The organism is Glaciimonas sp. CA11.2, assembly GCF_034314045.1.
In the GTDB taxonomy this organism is placed as follows: Bacteria; Pseudomonadota; Gammaproteobacteria; order Burkholderiales; family Burkholderiaceae_D; genus Glaciimonas.
In genome coordinates, this window is record NZ_JAVIWL010000001.1 from 1,076,255 (window position 1) to 1,100,433 (window position 24,179).

25 protein-coding genes and 1 tRNA gene are annotated in these 24,179 nt (G+C 48.6%); 3 read left to right on the forward strand and 23 right to left on the reverse strand.

Annotated features, from left to right (window positions below):
- Window positions 1-249: 249 nt before the first annotated feature.
- From RGU75_RS04560 to petA, 11 genes are all read right to left on the reverse strand, one after another.
- Window positions 250-522, reverse strand: a complete 273-nt coding sequence (locus tag RGU75_RS04560) for a hypothetical protein (protein WP_322233411.1) — start codon at window positions 520-522, stop codon at window positions 250-252.
- Window positions 523-535: 13 nt separating this feature from the next.
- Window positions 536-1,546: a type IV secretion system protein gene (locus RGU75_RS04565; protein WP_322233413.1), complete on the reverse strand. Its 1,011-nt coding sequence runs from the start codon at window positions 1,544-1,546 to the stop codon at window positions 536-538.
- A 394-nt stretch (window positions 1,547-1,940) separates the two neighbouring features.
- Window positions 1,941-2,864 (reverse strand): hypothetical protein, encoded by a 924-nt coding sequence (locus tag RGU75_RS04570; protein WP_322233415.1) that lies wholly within the window; start codon window positions 2,862-2,864, stop codon window positions 1,941-1,943.
- A gap of 2 nt (window positions 2,865-2,866) precedes the next feature.
- Window positions 2,867-3,100 carry a plasmid-related protein gene (locus RGU75_RS04575; protein ID WP_322233417.1) on the reverse strand — a complete coding sequence of 78 codons (234 nt, stop codon included), beginning with the start codon at window positions 3,098-3,100 and terminating at the stop codon, window positions 2,867-2,869.
- Window positions 3,101-3,387: 287 nt separating this feature from the next.
- Window positions 3,388-4,431, reverse strand: a complete 1,044-nt coding sequence (locus tag RGU75_RS04580) for a site-specific integrase (protein WP_322233419.1) — start codon at window positions 4,429-4,431, stop codon at window positions 3,388-3,390.
- 97 nt (window positions 4,432-4,528) lie between these two features.
- Window positions 4,529-4,604 (reverse strand) — tRNA-Thr (locus RGU75_RS04585).
- Between the two features lie 25 nt (window positions 4,605-4,629).
- Window positions 4,630-5,139 (reverse strand): ClpXP protease specificity-enhancing factor, encoded by a 510-nt coding sequence (locus RGU75_RS04590; RefSeq protein WP_322240236.1) that lies wholly within the window; start codon window positions 5,137-5,139, stop codon window positions 4,630-4,632.
- A gap of 194 nt (window positions 5,140-5,333) precedes the next feature.
- Entirely contained in the window at window positions 5,334-5,945 is a 612-nt protein-coding gene (locus tag RGU75_RS04595) for a glutathione S-transferase N-terminal domain-containing protein (protein WP_108442713.1), read from the reverse strand.
- 85 nt (window positions 5,946-6,030) lie between these two features.
- The gene (locus tag RGU75_RS04600) at window positions 6,031-6,795 is read right to left on the reverse strand and encodes a cytochrome c1 (RefSeq protein ID WP_322233424.1); all 765 of its coding nucleotides are present in this window, start codon (window positions 6,793-6,795) and stop codon (window positions 6,031-6,033) included.
- Window positions 6,796-6,813: 18 nt separating this feature from the next.
- A complete protein-coding gene (locus RGU75_RS04605; RefSeq protein ID WP_322240238.1) occupies window positions 6,814-8,220 on the reverse strand; it encodes a cytochrome bc complex cytochrome b subunit in 1,407 nt (468 codons plus the stop codon).
- The gene (gene petA / locus RGU75_RS04610) at window positions 8,220-8,840 is read right to left on the reverse strand and encodes a ubiquinol-cytochrome c reductase iron-sulfur subunit (protein WP_322233426.1); all 621 of its coding nucleotides are present in this window, start codon (window positions 8,838-8,840) and stop codon (window positions 8,220-8,222) included. The genes RGU75_RS04605 and petA overlap by 1 nt, the downstream gene beginning before the upstream one ends.
- A 296-nt stretch (window positions 8,841-9,136) precedes the next feature.
- On the opposite strand from petA, the gene mscL reads away from it, so the two are divergent.
- From mscL to RGU75_RS04625, 3 genes are all read left to right on the forward strand, one after another.
- The gene (mscL, locus tag RGU75_RS04615) at window positions 9,137-9,541 is read left to right on the forward strand and encodes a large conductance mechanosensitive channel protein MscL (protein ID WP_322233428.1); all 405 of its coding nucleotides are present in this window, start codon (window positions 9,137-9,139) and stop codon (window positions 9,539-9,541) included.
- A gap of 270 nt (window positions 9,542-9,811) precedes the next feature.
- The gene (locus RGU75_RS04620; RefSeq protein WP_322233430.1) at window positions 9,812-10,426 is read left to right on the forward strand and encodes an RNA polymerase sigma factor; all 615 of its coding nucleotides are present in this window, start codon (window positions 9,812-9,814) and stop codon (window positions 10,424-10,426) included.
- Window positions 10,426-11,151, forward strand: coding sequence for an anti-sigma factor domain-containing protein (locus tag RGU75_RS04625; protein WP_322233432.1), 726 nt, complete (start codon window positions 10,426-10,428; stop codon window positions 11,149-11,151). The genes RGU75_RS04620 and RGU75_RS04625 overlap by 1 nt, the downstream gene beginning before the upstream one ends.
- Before the next feature lie 128 nt (window positions 11,152-11,279).
- Here the strand turns inward: RGU75_RS04625 and clsB are convergent, their stop codons facing one another.
- From clsB to ubiB, 12 genes are all read right to left on the reverse strand, one after another.
- On the reverse strand, window positions 11,280-12,443 hold the full coding sequence (gene clsB / locus RGU75_RS04630; protein WP_322233434.1) for a cardiolipin synthase ClsB: 1,164 nt from the start codon (window positions 12,441-12,443) through the stop codon (window positions 11,280-11,282).
- Window positions 12,444-12,609: 166 nt separating this feature from the next.
- On the reverse strand, window positions 12,610-13,428 hold the full coding sequence (locus tag RGU75_RS04635) for an endonuclease/exonuclease/phosphatase family protein (protein WP_322233436.1): 819 nt from the start codon (window positions 13,426-13,428) through the stop codon (window positions 12,610-12,612).
- A gap of 45 nt (window positions 13,429-13,473) precedes the next feature.
- A complete protein-coding gene (gene nudB / locus RGU75_RS04640; RefSeq protein ID WP_322233438.1) occupies window positions 13,474-13,941 on the reverse strand; it encodes a dihydroneopterin triphosphate diphosphatase in 468 nt (155 codons plus the stop codon).
- A 309-nt stretch (window positions 13,942-14,250) separates the two neighbouring features.
- Window positions 14,251-16,056: an aspartate--tRNA ligase gene (gene aspS / locus RGU75_RS04645; protein WP_322233440.1), complete on the reverse strand. Its 1,806-nt coding sequence runs from the start codon at window positions 16,054-16,056 to the stop codon at window positions 14,251-14,253.
- A gap of 141 nt (window positions 16,057-16,197) precedes the next feature.
- Window positions 16,198-16,821, reverse strand: a complete 624-nt coding sequence (locus RGU75_RS04650) for a DUF502 domain-containing protein (protein ID WP_322233443.1) — start codon at window positions 16,819-16,821, stop codon at window positions 16,198-16,200.
- A gap of 77 nt (window positions 16,822-16,898) precedes the next feature.
- Window positions 16,899-17,309 carry an FmdB family zinc ribbon protein gene (locus tag RGU75_RS04655; RefSeq protein WP_322233444.1) on the reverse strand — a complete coding sequence of 137 codons (411 nt, stop codon included), beginning with the start codon at window positions 17,307-17,309 and terminating at the stop codon, window positions 16,899-16,901.
- Between the two features lie 136 nt (window positions 17,310-17,445).
- Entirely contained in the window at window positions 17,446-18,528 is a 1,083-nt protein-coding gene (locus RGU75_RS04660; protein WP_322233446.1) for a spermidine/putrescine ABC transporter substrate-binding protein, read from the reverse strand.
- Window positions 18,529-18,609: 81 nt separating this feature from the next.
- Complete coding sequence (locus RGU75_RS04665) at window positions 18,610-19,413, reverse strand: ABC transporter permease (protein ID WP_322233448.1); 804 nt, start codon at window positions 19,411-19,413, stop codon at window positions 18,610-18,612.
- A gap of 6 nt (window positions 19,414-19,419) precedes the next feature.
- Window positions 19,420-20,373 (reverse strand): ABC transporter permease, encoded by a 954-nt coding sequence (locus RGU75_RS04670; RefSeq protein WP_322233450.1) that lies wholly within the window; start codon window positions 20,371-20,373, stop codon window positions 19,420-19,422.
- Window positions 20,370-21,461 carry an ABC transporter ATP-binding protein gene (locus RGU75_RS04675; RefSeq protein WP_322233453.1) on the reverse strand — a complete coding sequence of 364 codons (1,092 nt, stop codon included), beginning with the start codon at window positions 21,459-21,461 and terminating at the stop codon, window positions 20,370-20,372. Before RGU75_RS04675 ends, RGU75_RS04670 begins: the two co-directional genes overlap by 4 nt.
- A gap of 265 nt (window positions 21,462-21,726) precedes the next feature.
- Window positions 21,727-22,359: a methyltransferase domain-containing protein gene (locus RGU75_RS04680; RefSeq protein ID WP_322233455.1), complete on the reverse strand. Its 633-nt coding sequence runs from the start codon at window positions 22,357-22,359 to the stop codon at window positions 21,727-21,729.
- A gap of 218 nt (window positions 22,360-22,577) precedes the next feature.
- Window positions 22,578-24,158, reverse strand: coding sequence for a ubiquinone biosynthesis regulatory protein kinase UbiB (gene ubiB, locus RGU75_RS04685; protein ID WP_322233457.1), 1,581 nt, complete (start codon window positions 24,156-24,158; stop codon window positions 22,578-22,580).
- Window positions 24,159-24,179 lie beyond the last annotated feature (21 nt).

Genomic DNA, 24,179 nt, shown 5'->3' on the forward strand with positions numbered 1-24,179 from the left:
GCTACTATCCTCTCAGAATTTTTCGTCATGACGAAAAAATGCGTATTTCGACTACGGAAAAAGAAAGTTGGCGGCGATTAATTTGCATTATTCATGGTGGGAAAACCATCTCTTAAATGCCTAATGTTAGTTTCAGCTAGGCGCATCGCCGTAATCAAAATACCCGAGAAAGCCCAGCAAATATCTGCTGGCTGAAAACCATCGGCGCTCAAGTAGTATTAATGGCTATCGAGGCGGGGGAAGATCAGATTAAACCATAACGATGAGCTGGAATCCGTCTGGTGCAACCAGCATGATCAGCACGTCATACAACCATAAAACAGCAGTCATTCCGAGGTCAATCCATAGAAAGGCAAATAGCGGCGTGGTTTCTTGCCGCATGAATGTGAAAATAAATAGAGTGCAAAAAAGTGAAATTCCGGCGATACCACCACAGCCGACGCGAATAACTGGCCGAACGAATAGCAACGCTGTGAACAAAATAAACTTGAGCGTGTGAATAAGCGATTGAAATATGTTCATCTTTATATCTCCATTAATTCGACGATATGCTGTTGCGATTACGCGCCTTGTAAGCGCTATAAGCCCGGCCACCCGTAGCGCTCCACCCTACTCGCGCGGCCTTTTTGGTACCAGCTGCGGCGGCTTGTTTTCCGCCCCGATAACCGGCGCTTGCCAAATCACGCCCCGGACGTGAGAAGACCGATAAACCTAGACGCCCCATTCCATAAGACGACATTGATACACCTCCGGCAAGACCTGCGGCGATGCTGGTAATTTGCGCTAGTACGAGGCAGCTAATTATTCCAGACGCAACCATGGGAATAAGCTGATCGATAGAGCCGGTTTGCTGCTGGGCCGCGATCCCTGAAAATCGCTCAAAAATCTTTAGTACAAATGCGTTGGCCGCGATGATCAATACGTTCACCATTCCATAATTTGTTATCTGCTGAATCCAGGAATTGAAGAAATTTGCGGTCGACTGAAAAAGCAGTGAAAGGATAAACAATGGGCCAACGGATATCAATAACGCGAGCGCCACCTTGCTCAAGATTAGCAAGAAGCAAGTGTAGGCGGTAACAGCAAGGGTTATGCCCCACGTGCAAAACGCCGCAATATAGAGCCCAAAGTCACCGCTTAGTATTCCTCCCTTGTCATACATTTGTTTGCCTGCAATAAAACCCTTCATAAGCAAACTATCAAGGAGCGAAGAAACGGTTCCGCTTGAGTTGCCACCAATGGCGTTTGCCAAGTCCTGTGGCGCGTCCCAGGCATTCTGAATGACGTAGGTTGAGTATGTTGCGACGTTTAAAGCTATACCGAATATGAATGCGATTTTAAGCATCCTAACGGCCATGTCTGTAATAGGCTCTTGAATCATGCCACGCATGCTTGTGAGTCCCCATATGATGACGTACACACCCAGAAGGGAGTACGCGGCTGGGGCAATGGCAGATGCCACGACCTCCACTTTTTGACCAACAAATTCAATACATGCCGCATCTACAAATTGAATAACATCCTGGTACACCATTGCCATTTTCATTTCCTTTCCGTACTAGTGTTTGTCCGTAGTAGCGCGGTATTCCGTCAAGAAGACGCTATTGTCGATAGTGCCCATCCGCTGGTATCCAAGGTTAAGAACGGCGAAATATTAGGCACATCCAGAAGTGCATCGAGAACGTGATCGATTGAGCGGAAATAATGCGGACTGCCATCGCATCGTACGACTGAGTAGGACTCTGATCCCAAAGTGATTTTTAGCGAAAATCCATGTTGAGTACTGGCAGAAACTAGGGGTTCTGCAATCATATCGTCGCGGTCGCACAGTCTCGATATGTGGTCAAACGTTATAATACTTAAAGCCATTTCGGACCCCTATAAGGTTCGGTTCTGGTCAGGGTGCAATCTGGTGTCCGCCAGTTTGCATCCGCTCCATATTAATTACGGGTGTTGGGCTTGCTCAAAATTGCTCGAGACATTTCGAGATGGGCATGCGCAACTTTCGGACTGATATCGATTGATCGTTCTATCTCGCTATTCAACAAGGAACGTTTTCGACGGTCTCCGATACGCAGGCCTGCCGCTGGAACAAAAGTGCCGGCTCGATAAATTTTCACTAAGCCGTGCAAATAATTGACGGGCGACGTTTTTATCTTTTTGCCTTCTGCCATTACTCCGGCCAATTCATCCAGCAACTGCTGCGCCATATCGAGCGACAAGCTTGCCAAAAGAGTCGTTACGTTATGTATTTCTGTTACTGAGAGGGCATGCGGGAAGTCTAATTTTTCGTTAGTAGTAGTGTTAGAGATAGAGTTACCGTTAGTAGTAACGTTACCCGCCTCTCTATCGATAGGGTACGGATAGGGTATGGCTACCTTATCTTCATGAGAATTTACGATGCCCAACTCGCTTTCGATGAGGGCTCTTAAATTTTTTACTTCACCCTGTTTGTTTTGTGCGCGAGTGGGAAGGCGCGTGACGAAATCTGTCACGAAATCATCACGCCACTCGTCTGGTATTTGGGAAATTTGCTCGAAGGTATTTTGCCGGAGTGTCGTGGCGACGGCCATCTTTGCGGAGTTGTGGTCCCACCATACATGTACCCAGACAAAACCAGATTCGGGATCAAATTCAATAAACTTCGCCTCAGCCAGACGCTTCAAAACAGGAACAAGTTGTGAGTCAGAGTCCCATCCCATTTCCGATGCCGCAATTCTTGGAACGATCGGATAAACGCCGATAATATTGCTATACGGTCCGGTTAAAAGGTAGAAGAGCACCGCCCTATCTTCCTGCGTCCGTCCGGCCATTTTGGGAGAGCGCCAGAATTCGGTGTCGTTGATAGTCCGCTGCCGTCCCATAATTAAGCCACTCCAACAGTTGGGACTCCAAGCGACAGCGCTTGGATGACTTGCTCTGTGCGAAAGTAAACACGACGGCCTAATTTAACGCGCGAGGGTTTTAACAGCCGGGAGATTTCATTCTCCGAGCACAATGTGATGCGCAAACCTTCTGCGCTTCGATGGAGTATTTCGGCCAACTGACCAATTGTCATGTATGGGCCAAACTTGCCGAGCAAAAGTTCTTCTGTAGTCATAGCCTTGGTTACCGTAATGTTTCGTTTTATTACGAATGTACAAGGCATAATTTATAGACCTTCACCACCACCTGTCAAATGCAAGTCATTGATTTAAAAGACAAATTTTAACTTCTTGTATCGACAATTTTGCGAGTTTTGTAGCGACAATTTTTAATGTCTTGTTGACCGGTTTTTAGGAAAACTCAATTAAATCAATCACAAAGAGAAAATAGGGGCATTTGTTTCCCCCTCCGATTTAAGGCGGAATTATTGTTTTGTATCAATTTGTAACAGGCGGTTTATCCTTATTCATCTTGCAATCTATCGAGTTTTTTCACCAAATCTTCCGCGCGTAAATGCGTATATCTCCGCAACATTTGCATAGACTTGTGACCGCTTATCGATGCCACTTCCTGATCGCTTAGTCCTGCTTCAACTAATCTGCTGACGGCCTCATGCCGTAAATCGTGAAAATGGAGATCTACAAATCCAAGCGATTTCTTGATATCTCCCCATATTTTTTTAAATTGGTACGGGCTTCGCTTGCCATCCTTACCAGGCTCACCAAAAAATACCAAGTCGATACCGCTAGGACGAAGGGGATTTTCCAACGCTGTTTTGAAGACTTCAGTTGCGACGCGAGTGAGTGGCACAGTGCGGGACGAATCATTTTTTGTATCGCTCAGACGCACTACACGCCGTTTAAGATCGACGTGGGAATGGCGTATGCCGAGAATTTCTGACTGTCGCATACCGGTTTCTATCGCGATCATTACGATCCATCCCAGCATGGGGTTGCTGTGCTGTTTGACGGTGTTGAGTAACTGCTCCTGCTCCATGACTGTTAAGCGCCGATCACGCCCTTCTCCGGGGCTTGGCTTGCGAATATTTACCACCGGGTTGTATGTGATACCGAGCCCCCATTCTTGGGTGGCAATCGTAAATAGATGACTTAACAGGGCGAGCTCAATGCGTACCGTATTGTTTGCCTTCCCGTCAGCGAGTCGCTGATCTCTGTAAGACGCGACCAGCTCACTGCTTACGGCTGCGAGAGAATATTTACCAAAGAATTTATCCAGATGTTTTGCGGAGCCGGCCTCACTACTTTGGGTCTTCAGCTTTTTCGTCGTGGAGACTTCAGCGATATAACGTTTGAGCGCCGCGCCAAAGGTCATTCGTTCAGAGGGTGATCGAGAAATAAAAACGCCACGCACCATTTCATCTTCGGTCCGACGCGACCAGTCATCGGCGTCGCGCTTTGTGCGGAAAGTCTTGGAAGTAGTTGGCCAGCCGATCTTGCGAATGAGTGCCTTCCAGGTACCGGAAGGGGTCTTAACGATGGTTGCCATTTGGCCTTTGCGGATGCTGAGTGTACTGATACTGTACTTTTAGCGTTCCACAAAAGCAAATGCCTCCCGTAAAATCTACGGGAGGCATTGTGTGTATTGGTGCTGGCTGCAGGACTTGAACCCGCCACCCCCTGATTACAAGTCAGGTGCTCTACCAGATGAGCTAAGCCAGCAAATGTGCGAGAACAGAATTATACATTACTTAATTCGCGTTAGGGTGGGTCTTCCACCTTTTTTTGGTGGTTCCGGATCTTTTTCTGGATCAGCGCTATTTTCTTTGTCGCCAGAGTTTGTACTTGGCGATGGAACCGATGTCAATGCAGGAAATCCAGCGCTTGATGCGGGCTTGGTTTGCGCATTTTGATCGTCCGGGTTGACTGGCTTTTGCTCCGCTAACTTGGTTACTTCAAACGCCATGCCTTGTCCGTTTTCACGGGCATAAATCGCGATGACATTTTCTACCGGGACCGAAATTTCACGGGAGACGCCGCCGAACCGTGCATTGAAATTAACGAATTCATTGTCCATTTTAAGGCTGCTGGTCGCCTCGAAACTGATGTTGAGTACGATCTCACCATTTTTTACGAACTGCTGCGGGACGCGCGTGTTGGCATCGACCTTGGCCGCCAGATAAGGGGTGAAGCCGTTGTCGGTACACCATTCGTAAATGGCGCGTAGCAAGTAGGGTTTAGTAGAAGTTTCGGACATCATCAATACGAAGGAAATACAAATGTGAACTGAAGATTTGGTATGTGCGCTAAATCAAGTGCGTAACATGCGATAAAAATAAAGCAAATTACGAGGTAATCTGAAAGATTGGCCAAATACAAAAATCGTGCAGCTGCTGGGCCAGCAACTGCACAATATAACCTATTTTTATACAGGCTATTTAAATCCGTCGATTAACGACGCATTACTTTCTCTGACGGGGTCAGCGCTTCGATGTAGGCTGGACGCGAGAAAATGCGCTCAGCGTACTTCATCAACGGCGCTGCGGTCTTCGACAACTCGATACCGTAGTGATCCAAACGCCATAGTAATGGGGCAATAGCGACATCCAACATCGAGAACTCATCACCCAACATGTACTTGTTCTTTAAGAACAAAGGTGCCAGCGTCGTCAGGCGATCGCGAATTTCTGCGCGTGCGACTTGATGACTTTTTTCTGCGCCCTTGGTTTTTTCATTTTCCAAGACGTGTACGTGAACAAACAATTCTTTTTCAAAATTGAATAACATCAGACGTGCACGTGCGCGCATCAACGGATCAGCTGGCATCAGTTGTGGATGCGGAAAGCGCTCATCAATGTATTCGTTGATGATATTCGACTCATACAAAATCAGATCGCGCTCAACCAAAATAGGCACTTGGCCGTATGGGTTCATCGTCGAGATATCTTCCGGCTTGTTGAATAGATCAACATCACGGATTTCAAAGTCCATGCCTTTCTCAAACAAAACGAGACGGCAACGTTGCGAAAATGGGCAGGTTGTACCTGAATAGAGAACCATCATTTTATAGTTCCTTAAAAACAAAGGGGTGAGGCGCGGTACGGCTCACCCGAAAACGCATACCCGCAAAAACGCGAGCATGAAATTGTTATTTCACTTCTTTCCAGTACGACGCATTTAGACGCCATGCCACGACGAAAAATAATCCGAGGAAGAGTAGAACCCATACACCCAGACGCTTACGCGTGTTTTGTGTTGGCTCGCCCATCCATTCAAGATATGACACTAGGTTAGCAACTGCAACGTCATACTCCAAACGTGTCATTTTTCCTGGTGTGACTTGCTCGAACTTAGAAAACTTATGTTCAATTTTGCCTTCTTCTTCGGGGTCCTTGACGTCTTCGAACTTGGCAGTACGAATACCTTCCAACTCCCACAACACGTGTGGCATTGCGACATTGGGGTATACCATGTTGTTCCAGCCAGTTGGACGCGTATCATCCTTGTAGAAAGTACGCAGATAGGTATAGAGCCAATCCGGACCAGAACCTGCCTCAGACGCTTTAGCACGCGCAATCACCGACAAATCCGGTGGTGCGGCGCCAAACCATTCTTTGGCATCCTTCGGCGACATGGCGACGTGCATCAAATCACCCACTTTGTCGCTTGTAAACAGCAAGTTGGCTTTGATCTGATCTTCGGTCAATCCGATATCGCGCAGACGGTTATAACGCATCGACGACGCAGAGTGGCAATTCAAGCAATAGTTAACAAATAGCTTGGCACCACTTTGCAGAGCCGACATGTCTTTGGTGCGATCCGGTGCCTTATCGAGCGGATAACCGCCTTCGCTGGCAAAAGCCAACGCTGGCAGCAGCACAAGAGTCGCAATCAAACTTTTTAGCAATTTCATGTATGTCCTCTTTACGACTTAATGCGGATGATAAGTAACGCGATCAGGCACTTGCTTGAACGTGCCCATTGCGCTCCACCATGGCATCAACAGGAAGAAGCCAAAGTAAATGAAAGTACAAACCTTCGACACCACTCCCCCCAAGGCCGATGGCGGTTGTACGCCAAGGTATCCGAGAATCACAAAAGTAATCCCGAACAAGATGTAGACATATTTATGCCAGTCAGGACGATAACGTATCGACTTGACCTTTGAGTGATCCAACCATGGCAATCCGGCAAGAATGACAACCGATACGCCCATCGCAACTACACCGAAGAATTTTGCATCAAGGACAAACATCGCCACAATGATTGCCAAACCGATCACCGTTGCAATGAGTTTTACAATCGATGTAAGACTCGACCGCAACCATATCAAAGCAACAAAAGCAGCAATGCCGGCTTGCAGGTAAATAATAAAGTCGGATGTCACTGCGCGCAAAATCGAATAATACGGCGTGAAGTACCAAACTGGTGCGATATGCGGCGGCGTTTTCAGCGAGTCAGCAGGAACAAAGTTGTTGTACTCAAGGAAGTAACCGCCCATTTCTGGGCCGAAGAACACGACAGTACTAAAGACAATCAGGAACACAGCAACTGCCATGACATCATGTACCGAGTAGTAAGGATGGAACGGAATACCATCCAGCGGAATACCATTGGCATCCACAGTGTCTTTGATTTCAACACCATCCGGATTATTTGATCCAACTTCATGCAACGCAATGATATGCGCAACAACGAGGCCAATCAATACCAGAGGAATAGCAATCACATGGAACGCGAAGAAGCGATTCAGGGTTGCATCTGAGACAACGTAATCACCACGAATCCATAACGACAAATCAGGACCGATAAACGGGATTGCACCGAACAAGTTGACGATAACTTGCGCGCCCCAATAGGACATTTGGCCCCATGGCAACAAATAGCCCATGAATGCTTCGCCCATCAGACACAAGAAAATACCGACGCCGAATAGCCAGACCAGTTCACGCGGTTTGCGATAAGAGCCGTACATCAGGCCACGCACCATATGTAGATAGACGACGATGAAAAATGCCGATGCACCGGTCGAGTGCATGTAACGCACTAACCAGCCCCACGGCACGTCACGCATGATGTACTCAACAGAAGCAAATGCCAGCGTTGCGTCCGGTTTGTAGTGCATGACCAGAAAAATGCCGGTTACGATCTGAATCACTAATACTAACAACGCAAGCGAACCGAAGGCGTACCAAAAGTTAAAGTTCTTAGGTGCGTAGTATTCGGAAAGATGAGCCTTCCAGGTGGAAGTGAGCGGAAAACGGGAATCAACCCAGTTCAACGCTTTGTCGGCAATCGGCGCATTAGCCGGTAGCTTCTTTTCGTGGAATGCCATGATTAAGCCTCACCTTTCTCGTCTTTACCAATCAGAATCCTGGTATCCGACAAATACATATGACGCGGAACATCAAGATTGTTTGGAGCAGGCTTGTTCTTAAATACACGGCCAGCCAAATCGAAAGTCGAGCCATGGCATGGACATAGGAAACCACCTTCCCAGTCATCTGGCAGCGAAGGTTGTGCACCTGGCGCGAACTTGGATGACGGCGAGCAACCGAGATGCGGGCAAATACCAACCAGCACCAATGTGGATTCATGGCCGACGTGACCACGATTATTTGCTTTGTTTTTACAATAGTCGGGAAGATCCATTGTATAGGGCTTGAGCGATTCCGGATCGGCGACTTCAGAAGCGGTATGTTCGAGTCCCTTCATTTGCTCCGGCGTACGTTTCATGATCCACACTGGCTTACCGCGCCATTCGAACACTTTCATCTCTCCGGGGTTAATACCGGAAATATCTACTTCTACTGGTGCTCCTGCGGCTTTAGCGCGCTCAGACGGCTGGAAGGTAGACACAAAGGCCCCCGCTGTGGCCAAACCTGCCACACCACCCACCGCACACGTAGCGACGAGCAAACCACGTCGACTTGAATCGACCTGCTTTTCGATACTCATACCAACCCCAATCAGTCAAAATACGAAACCTGCATGAAACTTCTAGCAACCCTAGATTATAACGAAGCTGACCGCTGTTTTAAAGGAAATAGATACTTTGTCACTTAAATTCACGGAACTTTTTTTTATTTCTAAGTAGAAATGGCAAAATCGGCCTGACTTTTCCCCTCTGAAACATGGTTTTGCCGCAGCATAGCGGTGTATATGGCAAAAAAGTCACATTCTGATAACCCACCAAGTTCTCAACGCGATATAAAATAGCACTTTATTAAAAGATTATCCGGGAGAAACCCATCATGAGCATGCTTGAAGAATTTAAGGCATTTGCAGTCAAGGGGAACGTGATTGATCTTGCTGTCGGTGTGATTATTGGCGGAGCCTTCGGAAAAATTGTGGATTCTCTAGTGCAGGACATAATCATGCCGATCATCGGCAGGATTTTTGGCGGCCTCGACTTTTCTAATTACTACGTCGCCCTGAACGGGCAGGCAGCGTCGATGACATTAGTCGAAGCGAAAAAAGCTGGCGCTGTATTGGCGTATGGCAATTTCATCACTATTTTGCTGAACTTCCTTATCTTAGCCTTCATCATTTTTCAGATGGTACGATTGGTCAACAAGGTCAGAACCGCAACGCCACCCGCTGCTGATCCTGAAAGCACCGTGTTGCTAAGAGAAATTCGCGACTCTCTCAAAAAATAAATTGCGCAAGACACAATCCCTTGCTCAACTGATCCTTCAATTATTTTGAAGCGCGCTGATTTAAAGCCCGTTGCATTGACGGGCTTTTTATTGGGAACAAAAGGAAAAGTACAGATACAAAAACAACAGTGAAAAGTTGCCGCGTGAACAAGTTTGCGCTAACCTATTCCTCAGAAAGTCTCATCAACACGCACTTTAATAATTCCTGATTGCTCCGTAAAGGGCTGTTACCTTGTCCAGGCGTACCTCCGGATATTAAGCACATGCTGAATGACCCAATATCTTGCGAAGGAAATCGAATTGTCTTCTACTGAACTACAACCGGCGCAACTGAAAATCTGGCTTGCCGCCGTTGCCCAAAAAGACGCCAGCGCCTTCCGTTCTCTCTACGACGCAACATCATCGAAACTGTTTGGCTTCGCGCTACGTATATTAGTTAAGCGTGAAGCGGCAGAAGAGGTTTTACAAGAAAGTTTCATCAACATTTGGAACAGTGCCGGTAGTTATCAACCCGGCCTTGCGGCTCCCATGACGTGGATGACGACAATCGTACGCAATAAAGCCTTCGATATTTTGCGCCGCACTGACCATGACGTTGAAATTGATGCGGATACTTTTGACAAAGAGGTCATTACCGCCATGGAAAGTGCAGATCCAACGCCGTTAGAAGCGCTGCAGCTGAGCGCCGATTCAAAAGCGCTCGCGGGCTGCCTGGCAAAACTCGAGGGCTTGCACCGACAAGCGATAGCATTATCTTTTTTTCATGATCTCTCGCACAGCGAGGTAGCAGATCAAATGAAGCTCCCCATCGGGACCATTAAAACTTGGATCCGGCGAGGATTAGAGCGATTACGGACCTGCCTAGGCAAGCTGGAGCAAAATTAATGAATATTCTTCAAAACCAAGCATTATTAGAGAAGTTAGCAGCAGAGTTTGTGCTTGGCACACTACGCGGCGGGGCACGCCGACGCTTTGAAAGCTATTTGCTCGACAGTGCAGCGCTGCGACTGACGGTGGCGGAATGGCAAGACCGTTTGTATCCAATGGCAGAAATGACTCCGGCGAGTAAGCCATCGGTAAGCGTATGGCTCACCATTGAAAAACGCCTTGGACTACAAATACTCGCAGCGCGCAAACGCAAAGCATCATTCTGGCTATCACTACGAGAAGATCTGAGTTTCTGGCGCGGGCTTGGCTTGGTGTCTACCACCGCAGCTTTGATTTTGGTATCGCTGCTAATGACTAAACAACTGGCACCCATTCCGGTTGCACCGGTCACGTCTTACGTCGCGATGTTGAGCGATGATAAAGCAACACCCATTGCCGTGGTGACTGCGGCACAGAATGGTCAGATGGTTGTGAAAGTGATCGCAGCGCAATCGGTGGCGGCTGATAAGAGTCTCGAATTGTGGGCGGTTCCAAAAGAGGGTCCACCACGTTCGCTGGGTCTGGTTGCAGCCAATGGCAGTGTGACATTGCCTCTACCTGCGAATGCTACGCCACAATCGATACCAATATTGGCTGTAACGTTGGAGCCAAAAGGAGGCTCACCGAATCCAAACGGACCAACAGGACCGGTCGTATTCAAGGGAGCGTGGGTTCAAATATAAGCGAGTTAGTTAGCGCCGTATCGTAAGATGCAGCGTTAATTCACCTACATAATTTGATGAGCGATCAGGCCCGAATGAGGCTGAGGGATAAAAATGAGGACCGAACGATTGTTCGGTCCTTTTGCTTTTTAGTGATTATTACCTATCGTCATAATTCGCATCGCAAAGCGATAGACGAAAAAAGCTGATCCGTACCACAGCCGCCGACTCCACGATCTGTGCCCGAATTCAGCTGATTGCACCTCTACACCATCCGCGATACCCGCTTCGATTTTCTGGCGCAACAAATCTGCAAATTTTGCATCTCGAATGACGACATTCGCCTCCTGATTCACCAATAGACTCAAACCGTCGTAATTACTCGATCCCACGGTGGCCCATTCGTCATCCACCACAGCGACTTTAGCGTGTAGCGCGGTCTTGCGATATTCGACGATTCTGACGCCCGCTTTGAGTAACTTGGGATAATACGAGTGCGTCACCGCATCCTGCAGACGATAATGTCCGACGCCGAGTAGCAAAGTCACCTTGACACCGCGCTGTGCAGCAGAAACTAAGGCCTGGCGTAATTTACGGCCCGGTGCAAAGTAAGGATTCGCTAACAAAGCGCTTTCGCGTGCATGCCCCAATGCCTGCATGTAAGCACGTTGAATCGTTCGTCGATTGCGTAAATTGTCGCGAATGACTAACCCTGCCGATGCGGCCCCATGCGACGCCATGTTTATCTTTACGCGTGCACGCTTAAACTCATCCCACCGTGCACGTAATTTTATCCCACCCATACGCATCCATTGTGCCTCCAATTCGGCATGTATTGTTGGCACAAGAGGCCCCACAATGCGGATAGAAAAATCCCAGCGCGGGGCAGGCAATGGCAAATGTCGCGCATCATCGGTGAACATATCGTCATTAATATTAATGCCGCCGACGAACGCGATCTGGTGATCGACCACGCACAATTTACGATGAGTGCGCACCACCCCGCGACGGAACCAAGGGTTAAAGATGCGATGTTTGATGGGCGTGCCAAGAAACTCTTCCGTTAATAAAGTGTTATGTGCACGCCCAGTGCCAAGCCAGTCGGTCACCACTCTGACCGCAACGCCTCTTTTTGCTGCTTCCATCAACGCCGCCTTAACCCGTTGGGCGGTGGCATCGGCCGCAAAAATATACGTTTCCAGATAGACCTCGTCGCGCGCGCCGTTAATGGCCGCGATTAAAGCCGGGAAAAATTCCGCGCCACTTTGCAACAGGTCAATATGATTGTCAGCGGTAAAATTTACCGCGCGCATAGGCTACACAAAAAACAGATCGTCATGAGATATGCCGGTTAAGGGTTATGCGCTACATTATTGACGACATTCACGACGATATTGCCGCTCATTAGCTTTGATGATTTGCTTGGGATTGGTTTGGTATTGCCTTGACATTAGTCCTGCAATACCGACGATAAAGAGTCTACTTCAACCGTAACGTCGCCACAATCGGAGCGTGATCCGATAACTTAGCCCACGCCGGTCCATGTAATACATGTGCTGATTCTACGGCAAAGCCGCGTAGATAGATGCGATCCAGGCGCAGCCAAGGAAGCGCGGCAGGAAATGTGCGGGCCGGTTTAATTTTGGCGGTGGACGCCGATTTGATGCCTGGCTCGCGTCCCATCAGTTTACGTAAATAATATCCCACCCCGTGCGCCGCAATCCGCTCGTCAAAAATCTCCGAGACACCGAGACGCACGCGCAACAATTCACTTAGTCGATTTCCCCAATCATTGAAGTCACCGGCAATAATCAATGGCGCATCTGGCGGTGACGAACTACGCACCGCCTCGATTAATGCCGCCGTTTGTCGGCGCCGACCGCCGCCAAACAAACCCAAATGAACGACGTAACAATGGACGTCTGCCTGAGGGGTTTTTATCACGCAATGCAAAATGCCACGCGCCTCGTATGCATGATCCGACACATCCTGATTGGTCTGCGAAGCAATCTCAAAGCGACTTAATAATGCATTTCCGTGATGACCATGGTCATACACTGCATTCATTCCATACGCAGCATGATGAGAATCACCAGCGAGAAAGTCTTGCTGGGATTGTTCCGGCCAATGAGCGGAGTGACGCGCAGCCATTAAATCATGCCGCCCTTGCACTTCTTGCAAGAAGAAGACGTCGGCTTCCATCAATGCCAGCGCTTGCTTTAGAGCATGGACACGTGGACGACTTCCGATAGAGGAGACGCCTTTGTGGATGTTATAGGTCGCAATTCGTATTTTCATCGCTTTTGATCCACGTGAAATAAAAGCGTCATAGCGCGGAAACAACTACCTTTTAACATCCCGTAGTCGGTGAGGAAGTTGCAATATCGCCTCTGCGTTTGATGGAGAAAAACACAAGTCCGCAGCCTCTCTGTGCGGCATCCAGCGATACTCGACATGTTCGCGCGGTGCTAAAACAATGTGAATTTCTGCAGGCACTTCGAGACTAAAAACGTGCTCAGTGTTAGTGGTCACACCCGGCGCATAACGATGACGCCACATAGGATAAATGTCATAGACGTTGGAAAGTTGCCAGTCACGTAAATGCGACATTGGTACCTGACCATCGGACACAATAATGCCCGTTTCTTCGGCTACCTCACGAATGGCAGTCTGAACCAAAGACTCGTCAGGCGTATCTTTAGATCCGGTCACAGATTGCCAAAAATCGACGTTATCGGTGCGCGAAATCATTAAAACCTGCAAATCAATCGTATGGATGACAACAAGAACAGATTCGGGAATTTTATCCATGCACACACTATAAAAATAGCAAACAATTATTGAGGAACAATATAAGAAGCCAGACCGGATGGCACACGTTTTTTTATCATCCATTAATCTACCAAGTCGGCCGACTAATACGGACGACCATGGAACATAAAAAACAGATGGTGTTGCTAAGAATAAAGCCCGTTTCAATCACAAATTCGGACCTAAACCTTACTATAGACTGATTTGATCGAGACATAAAAAAAGCGCGGAAAACCGCGCTTTTGAATACTATCTATTGTACAAGCGACTCACTCTTAATAAACAAAGTTGATCGCACGGCAGTCAACCTTAAGAAACCACTTTGGCTTCTGGCGCACGCAGACGAATGTGTAGTTCTTTCAACTGTTTTTCTTCAACTACCGATGGCGCCTGAGTTAACAGACATTGTGCCCGCTGGGTTTTTGGAAAAGCGATCACATCGCGAATAGATTCGGCACCGGTCATCATGGTGACGATACGATCCAGGCCGAAGGCCAGACCACCATGCGGAGGCGCGCCGTATTGCAACGCGTCTAACAAGAAACCGAACTTCAGTTGCGCTTCTTCCGCATCAATCTTCAACGCGCGGAAGACTTTACTTTGCACTTCAGCACGATGGATACGGATTGATCCGCCGCCTAGTTCCCAACCGTTCAATACCATGTCATAGGCTTTAGCAATACACTTGCCTGGATCGGTTTCAAGATAGTCTTCATGACCATCTTTTGGGGCCGTGAACGGATGATGGCAAGCACTCCAACGCTCGCCAGCTTCGTCGTATTCAAACATTGGGAAGTCAACCACCCATAGCGGACGCCATGTATCGTCAAACAGGCCGACCTTTTTACCGAACTCGCTATGACCGATCTTGACGCGCAATGCACCGATAGCGTCGTTGACCACTTTCGCCTTGTCAGCACCAAAGAAAATCAGATCGCCATCTTGCGCGCCGGTTTGCGCAAGAATTTGTGCCAATGCGACGTCGTGCAAGTTTTTGACGATAGGCGATTGCAAGCCATCGCGGCCCTTAGCGGTTTCGTTAACTTTGATATACGCCAAACCACGTGCGCCATAAATAGCAACGAATTGCGTGTAAGCATCAATTTCGGAGCGCGGCATGGCAGCGCCACCGGGAACGCGCAAACCAACCACGCGACCGTTTTCCATATTGGCAGCGCCCGAGAATACTTTGAAATCAACATCCTTCATGACCGCGGTCAGGTCCGTGAATTCGAGCTTCACGCGCATATCCGGCTTGTCGGAACCGTACATTGCCATTGCAGTGGCAAAGTCCATCACAGGGAACGGATTTGGCAAATCGATATCTAGTGCGTTCTTGAATACCAGGCGGATCATGCCTTCGAACATATCGCGGATTTCTTGCTCGGACATGAACGATGTTTCGCAATCGATCTGCGTAAATTCAGGCTGGCGATCAGCGCGTAAATCTTCGTCGCGGAAGCATTTTACAATTTGATAATAGCGGTCAAAGTTTGCCACCATCAACAATTGCTTAAACAATTGCGGCGATTGCGGAAGCGCGAAGAAATGGCCTGCGTTCACGCGCGACGGGACCAGGTAATCACGCGCGCCTTCTGGCGTTGACTTGGTCAACATCGGCGTTTCGATATCAATGAAGCCGTTTGCATCCAAAAATTTACGCACTTCCATCGTTACTTTGTAACGCAGGCGCAGATTGTTTTGCATTTGGGGACGACGCAAATCCAGCACCCGATGCGTCAGACGTGTGGTTTCCGACAGATTGTCGTCATCCAACTGGAACGGCGGCGTCACGGACGCATTCAGCACTTCCAGCGTATGGGCCAATACTTCGATTTGGCCCGACTTCAGGTTTTTGTTGACGGTGCCGTCTGGACGGTTACGCACCACACCAGTGATACGCAGGCAAAACTCATTGCGCACGACTTCGGCATTTTTGAAAACATCTACGCGATCAGGATCACACACAATTTGCACAAGACCTTCGCGGTCGCGCAAGTCGATAAAAATCACGCCGCCATGGTCGCGACGACGATGTACCCAGCCGCACAGGCTGACGGTCTGATCGAGAAGTGCCTCGGTGGTGAGGCCGCAATAGTGGGTTCGCATGGACATATTCAATTCTTCCGAAGTTCAGGTGTTAAGTTCAATGTTACTGAGAGTAACTATCAGTGGGTCTTGGGGTCTTGTTTGCGTCTGCGGTGCGTCTATTTTTACTTGCAACAGTCAATAAACCGTCATAGCGCATCGAATCGTCTAAACAGGATCATTAATGCGTTTTTTTTCTACATGATCAGGCGGTGATACGACGCCCATCGAAATGATGTATTTCAGTGCTTCGTCAACGCTCATACTCAGCTCTACTGTATCGGCACGCGGCACCATCAGAAAAAATCCTGAAGTTGGATTCGGGGTCGTCGGTATATACACACTGACGTAATCACCTTCCAGATGATTTTTTACATCACCGCCAGGAACGCCGGTCAGGAATGCGATGGTCCATGATCCCCGACGCGGATATTCCACCAACAATGCCTTGCGGAAAGCATTTCCTGAGGATGAAAATAACGTATCTGATACTTGCTTGACGCTGGAATAAATCGAGTTGACGACCGGAATGCGCGTTAATACTGCTTCCCACAACGCCACGACCTGACGCCCAATAAAGTTGTGCGTTGCCAATCCCGTGAAGAATATGATCAACAACGTCAAAATAGTGCCGAGACCGGGAATATTAAAGCCTATCAGCGCTTTTGGACGCCACTCTACCGGTAGGAACAATAATGACTGATCCATTGTTCCAATGATCAGATTCAGTACCCATAGCGTAATCGCCAGAGGAACCAAAACCAGTAAACCGGTAATGAAATATTTGCGCATGGTTTTCTTCAACGGGGCGAACCGCGATTGGCAGTTCGGCCCAAGACAGTTTAGTTAAAATTCGTGCCGCAGCGCTGTCAGGTCGCCGTGGAAGAGGATGTTTTGCTGGCTGTGGTATTGCCAGCGCTCGTACTTGTAGTACTTCCACTACTTGCACTTGCCGCAGTGCTAGCCGGTGCACTATTCGATGACGCTGGAGCGCTGGTCGATGCCGCCGCCGCTGGCGTCGCCGCAACCGCGCTATCGGTAGCAGTTGAAGTGCCGCCTTCCTCGCTCGCGCCGGTCGCTGATTTGCCAGTCGCCGCACCGCCGCGGAAATCGGTGACGTACCAACCCGTCCCTTTTAGCTGAAAACCGGCAGCAGTCACTTGTTTCTTAAAGGACTCTTGATGGCATGTTGGGCACACAGTTAGCTGCGCGTCCGACATTTTTTGCAATACATCTTTAGCAAAACCACAAGCTTCGCAGCGATAGGCGTAAATTGGCATGGTAAAACTCCGCGAAAAGCGTGTAAAACCCTGAATTATAAAGGTTTTTGCGGAATCCACACCGTTACGCTACTACAGGAGTTATATCTGCTCAGCATGAAAGGTCTCTCTTGTGCGCGTAGAACAGATAAACGGCTCAACGGGCGCGAATTTCAGTCCACAAGCGGTTCAATGCGCGGCGCTGTTTGCCATCAAGATCCTTCAACATTTCCAATTTAGCAACTGTGGCCTTTGTCGGGAAAATCGCTGTATTTTTTGCAATTTCGGGATTGATGTATTGTGCGGCCTCAGCATTCGGATTGCCGGTTCCGATCAAATTGGTCAATTCGGCTGCATTTTTTCCATCTAGCATAAAGTTAATAAACTTCAGCGCCAGATCTGGACGCGGCGCATCCTTGTGGATCACCATGCTGTCGAGCGCCAATACTGCACCTTCTTTTGGCAATGCCGCCCGAATACGGAATTTTCGACCGGCCTTCTGAGCGTCTACATCAGCTTGAAAAATATCACTCGAATAACCATGCACTACCCACACGTTCCCAACGGTGAGTTCCTTGATATAACTACTTCCATTGAACGCCGCCCAATACGGTTTTGCGCGCAGAATCACATTCTTCGCCTCCTCCCAATGCTTTTCGTCTGTATCGTTAGCAGAATAGCCACGATATTTCATGGCGGCTGCGATCAACTCATTGGCAGAATCCAGGACGGTCACTTTGCCTTTGATCTTGGCCAGAATGGCGGGATCAAAAATAGTCGCCCAACTATCGACCGGAATACCCAGTTCTTTTATTTTTTGCTCGTTGTAGCCCAACAACGTGATCGTATAAGCATAAGGCACTGAATAAACATTGCCCTTATCGAAATCCTTATTCATGTATGCCGAATTTATATTCTTCAAATTCGGCAGTTGCGATTTATCTAAAGGCTTCAACGCCTTTTGCTTGATCAAAGCATCCAGCGCATTTCCGGTGGGCACAATAATGTCATAACCCTTGGCTCCTGCCGCAAGCTTAGCCAGCATTTCTTCATTGTCACCATAGTAAGTCTGCACCACTTTGCATTTACAAGAGGCTTCAAAGCGCTGCACGGTTTCAGGCGCGATATAGTTATTCCAGTTATACAAATGCAATTCGTCGGCCGCTTGCGCTGAAACAGCCGTAGTGACACCGGCAATACTGACAACGAGCAGCGCTAACATGGAAAACAATTTTTTCATGGCAATCCTTGAGGAATGATGATGTGGATGAAATTAAGAAGGCAATAAAGCACGCAATTGAGCACGCAAATGGGTACGCAATTAAGACGACGAGCGCAGTGCGCTAGGAGCTAACTTCGCAGCCACAATAATAAGAAATAGCGTCAGCACCATTAACAGGGTTGAGACCGCATTCACTTCGGGCGTAACCGCAATCTTGATCATGGAATAAATTTGTAACGGCAACGTTGAGGCATTCGCACCCGCGGTAAAAAAAGTGATGACAAAATCATCGATTGACAACGTAAACGCCATCAACGCGCCAGCTAGAACGCCGGGCATAATTAACGGAAGCGTCACCAGACGGAAAGCCTGAAGCGGTGTCGCACCACAATCCCGTGCCGCTTCAGTCAGGCTTTCATCCATACCAGACAAGCGCGAGCGCACCACGATAGCGACAAAACCAATACAGAAGGCAATATGCGCTAACGTGATCGATACCAACCCTAACGTGATATTGAGCATTACAAAGAAAATCAGCAGCGACACGCCAATAAGGATTTCGGGAATCGCAATCGGCGTCAGCACCAATAAAGGCAGTAACTTCAACTTATACCGGTGCATCGCAAAACCAGCCATCGTTCCAAGCACTGTCGCGACTGCGCTTGAAACCAGGGCAATCATCAGCGAGTTTCCGGCAGCGCTTAACATCTCGTGGTCATTAAACAGCTTGCGATACCAATCAAAAGTGAATCCGACCCATTCTGCGTTGAGTTGGGAGTCATTAAATGAATACACCATCACAATAATCAACGGCACGTACAAAAAACCAAATACCAACACCGCTACTGCCCATAACGCGATGGTGCGTTTATTGATGCCATCAAGTCGATGAACATTCACCATATTTTTCTATCCTTGTCGTCTTGGTCTTGATGCGAGCATAGCCACGCCCGCCACCGCTAGTGCGGCGACCGTCAACACAATCGACAACACGCTCCCAAATGGCCAATCGCGGGTTTCCAAAAATTGTTGCTTGATGACATTACCAATCATCATGCCGCCTGTTCCGCCAAGTATGTCCGACACCGCAAAAATCCCCAACGCCGGAATGAAAACCAGCGCCGCGCCAGCATAAACACCGGGTAGCGATAACGGAAAAGTAATCCGCCAAAAACGCTGCCACGCCGACGCACCCAAATCCTGCGCGGCGTCCAGCAATGCCGGATCATGTTTTTCCAAATTAGCATAGAGCGGCAAGACCATGAAAGGTAAGTGAACATAGACCAGACCAACGATCACCGAAAACGCGGTAAATAACAGCGTCACCGGCTGCACGCCAACCAATCCCAATACGTAATTGAGCGCACGGGTCAAACCCGATTGCGGCCCCAAAATAATCATCCAGGCGTATACCCGGATCAAAAAATTACTCCAGAATGGCAGGATCACCAACAGAATCAATAAATCGCGATATTTTTTGGCGCTTCGGGCGATGAGTATCGCCACCGGATACGCCATGATCAGACAGCAAAAAGTGGTGATCAATGCGTACATCAAGGATTTCAAAAAAATCGCTGTATAGATAAAGTCGGACGCAAACCGCGTATAGCTTTCGATCGTCAGATTAAGCTTACCCGCCGCGTCGAAGATGGGTTCTAGTCCACCGTAATCGCCAGCGTAGCGAAACGATGCAAACACCATGATCAGGCTAGGAATCGCAAAAAATATCAGCAGATAGACCAACGGCGGCCCGCTAATCAACCAGCGTGCTAATCGTCCGCGCGGGCTTGGGCTTGGGCTTGGGCTTGGGCTTGGGCTTGGGCTTGGGCGTGGTGACGGTAACAAGGGTACGGCCTCACTCATACAGAATCATACAAAAAATGTCCTGCCTCGAAACTCCACGCCACATCAACAGCATCGCCGACTTCAAAGAACTTGGCGCGCCCGGCAGCCGAATTGGCTAGCAGTGCTTCTATCGCCGCCCCACCTTCGGTTTGCACAATGTAGACCGTCACGTCACCGAGATATAGAAGTTCTTTCACGTAGCCCTTAAAATGATTTTCCGCACTGTGGCCGCTAACTGCGGCACTGATTAGAATCTTTTCAGGGCGCAACGCCAGCGTTCCTTTTCGACCAATCACCGCATCAGGTGGTAACGCTGCCGTGACTTGACCCAGTCCCGCGACATCAAGATGCATCGTGGCTTCGTCGATGCTCTCGATAACACCATCTAATAAATTACATGTGCCAATAAAATCGGCAACAAAACGGGTTTTGGGATAACTATAGATGCGTGATGGCTCGTCCAACTGCTCAACTTGACCGTGATTCAAGACCGCGATGCGATGCGACAAGGCCAATGCTTCGGTTTGGTCGTGGGTTACATAGACAAAGGTAATACCCACTTCTTTTTGCAAATTGATGAGTTCAATCTGCATCTGCTCGCGCAACTTCGCGTCCATCGCTGACAACGGTTCGTCCAGCAACAGCAATTTCGGTCGGGATACAAGCGCACGCGCGACCGCGACACGCTGCCGCTGACCACCAGACAATTCGTGCGGGTAGCGCGCACCAAAACCGACCAGCCGCACATCTTCCAGCGCTTCAACTACTTTTTGTTTGATTTCTGCTGGCGGAAGTTTTGCCATTTTTAACGGGAAGGCGATATTAGCGCTCACCGTCATGTGTGGGAACAACGCGTAATTCTGAAACACGGTGCAGACAGGACGTTGCTCGGGCGGAATGCCTACGAGATCAACGCCATCCAGCATTATTTGGCCCGCATTGGGTAAATCGAACCCGGCGATCATGCGAAGTAAAGTGGTTTTGCCGCAACCTGACGGGCCCAGCAACGTAAAGAATTCACCGGCCTCAATCGACAAACTGATGTTATTAACCGCGGTGAAGTCACCGAAGAAGCGACTAACGTTACGAATTTCGAGCAAAGCCATGGATGTTGCCCCGGAAAGCAAAAGCGCAGATTGTAGCAAAAAAGCACTTATTTACGCGAACTTACCATGCCCCGGCAAAGAAATAAGTTTTGCCTCACAGCGTTTTGGTCTGAAGTTCATGCGACCATTAACATTCGCAAGCACGCTCTGTTTTATGACTGTCGCAATGGTTTCCAAAAGCATCCGCACGAAGATAGTGCGACTGCGCCATTAAAGATACATCGGAGAACTAGTCATCCTCGACGCAATCCACCGTTTTGGCTTTCTAAAGACGCCTCCGCCATACTTGCCAGCGCTCTTTATCAACAAATGCCGGAATAGAATCGGTGACAGGATGATCCTCAATCAACTCAAAATACGGTAGCAATAACTGTTCCAAGTCTGGCCGATCAATACCGAAAGGCGGCCCTTTTGGACTATCCCCAAAAAAGAAAAATCCAGCTAGCGTCGCACCCGGCAATAGCAATGCCGCCCAGCGCTCAACGATGGCCGGGCGCATCGCTGGCGGTAACGCGCAGAAAAAAGCCCGTTCGTAGATCAATCCTAAAGGCTTCACTGGATTGAACGTAAAGAAATCGGCTTGGACAACGCGAGAACCCAAACTACCAAGTGTCGCCTGAGCCGCGCTAACCGCCGCTTCAGAAAAATCAATGGCAGTCACATCCCAACCTGCGCTAGCGAAACAGGCAACTTCGTATCCAACGCCACACCCTGGAATCAGCGTCACCGTCGGTACAGATCGATTGATGTAATCCTCCAACGCCGAAGGCACACCGCCTTTATCCCAAGGCGTGAAGGCCGACTGAAAACGTTCACTCCAAAAATCGGGCTTAGCCGAATCACGCGTCGTGAATGATGGAATGCCTGTCGGTGTCTGATTGGATATCGGTGTTGTCATGGCGAAATAATTTCTCAATCAAAAGAGGAACACACAATTAAATGCTGGATAAACGAATCTTTAAATCACATTCTGAAGGTCAATATGTATACCCGCGTTCAATGACTACTTGCGCAGACAAATGCAGCGCTGATAATCACATAATCAAGCGCGACGTTGAAGCGTCAGGTGTAAAGGTGAGACAACCAAACCAGAATTTTCTCCGTCTGAATCTTTTATTAGGCGCCGAAATATAAATATCCCCAACGCTGAAAGATCAGGGTCAGCAATATTCCCCCCATCAATCCACCGCCAAAATACACCAGGATACCGAGTAAATGATTGGTTCTTCTTTGTTCCGCAAGCGCTAATAACAGCAGCTTTTCATCCTGACCTTTAGGTCCATCTACGACTTGAGACAGAACCTGATGTATCAGGCGCGGCAACTGCGGCAATAATTTGCTGTATCGCGGTGCTTCAATTTTCAAATGTTGCACCAAGCCGCGCCAACCTATTTGCTCGCTCATCCAACGCTCAAGATAAGGCTTTGCAGTTTTCCACAAATCCAGTTCGGGGTCTAATTGACGCCCAAGGCCTTCGACGTTCAGAAGCGTCTTCTGCAATAAGACGAGCTGTGGTTGCACTTCTACATTAAAGCGGCGCGAAGTCTGAAACAGTCTTAACAGTACCTGACCGAAAGAAATGTCTTTCAACGGGCGATCAAAAATCGGTTCGCAACAAGCGCGCACTGCCGATTCCAACTCATCCACCCGCGTCTCTTTCGGTGCCCAGCCAGACTCGATATGCGCTTCGGCGACGCGTTTATAATCGCGCTGAAAAAATGCTAGAAAATTTTGCGAGAGATAATCTTTATCAAAATCGTTAAGTGTTCCGACAATGCCGAAATCGAGCGCGATATAACGACCAAATGTAGCGGGCGCAACCGACACTAAAATATTGCCCGGGTGCATATCAGCGTGGAAAAAGCCGTCTCTGAACACTTGCGTGAAGAAAATTTCCACACCATCACTAGATAACTTTTGCATGTCGACACCGGCCGCCCGCAAACGATCCAGCTGCGAAATCGGAATGCCGTGCATGCGCTCCATTACGATGACAGATGATGAGCAATAATCCCAAAACATCTCGGGGACCATTAACAGATCAGAGTCGGCAAAATTCCGGCGTAACTGACTGCCGTTAGCGGCCTCACGCATCAGGTCAAGTTCGTCGTGTAAATACTTATCAAACTCGCCGACCACTTCACGTGCCTTCAGCCGTTTGCCGTCAGCCCATAATTTTTCGACCAGTTCAGCGGCTAAATGCATCAACGCCACATCTTCATCGATAGATTTTTTCATGCCAGGACGCAGCACTTTCACCGCGACCTCGCGTCCATTTTTGAGCATCGCAAAATGAACTTGCGCAATGGAAGCGGAGGCGACAGGTTGGCGATCAAAACTGGCGAAAAGTTGATCTGGATGGGCCTTAAGCGATTTCTGAATTTGTGCGATTGCAAGGTCAGAACTAAACGGCGGTACCCGATCTTGTAAGCCCGCCAGTTCATCGACGATGTCACCCGGCAGCAAGTCGCGGCGAGTCGACAATACCTGACCGAATTTAACGAATATAGGGCCCAACTCTTCGAGCGACTTGCGTAAGCGCTCGCCACGGGGAGCAGACAAATCGCGCCAAAATAACAGCGTATTGATTAACTTAGAAATACGCGGCTTATCAAATCCTGACATCACAATATCGTCTAAACCATAACGAATGGCGACGCGTGCAATTTTTATAACCCGTAAAAATTTTAGAATCATTGGTGCCCGGCCTTCAACATA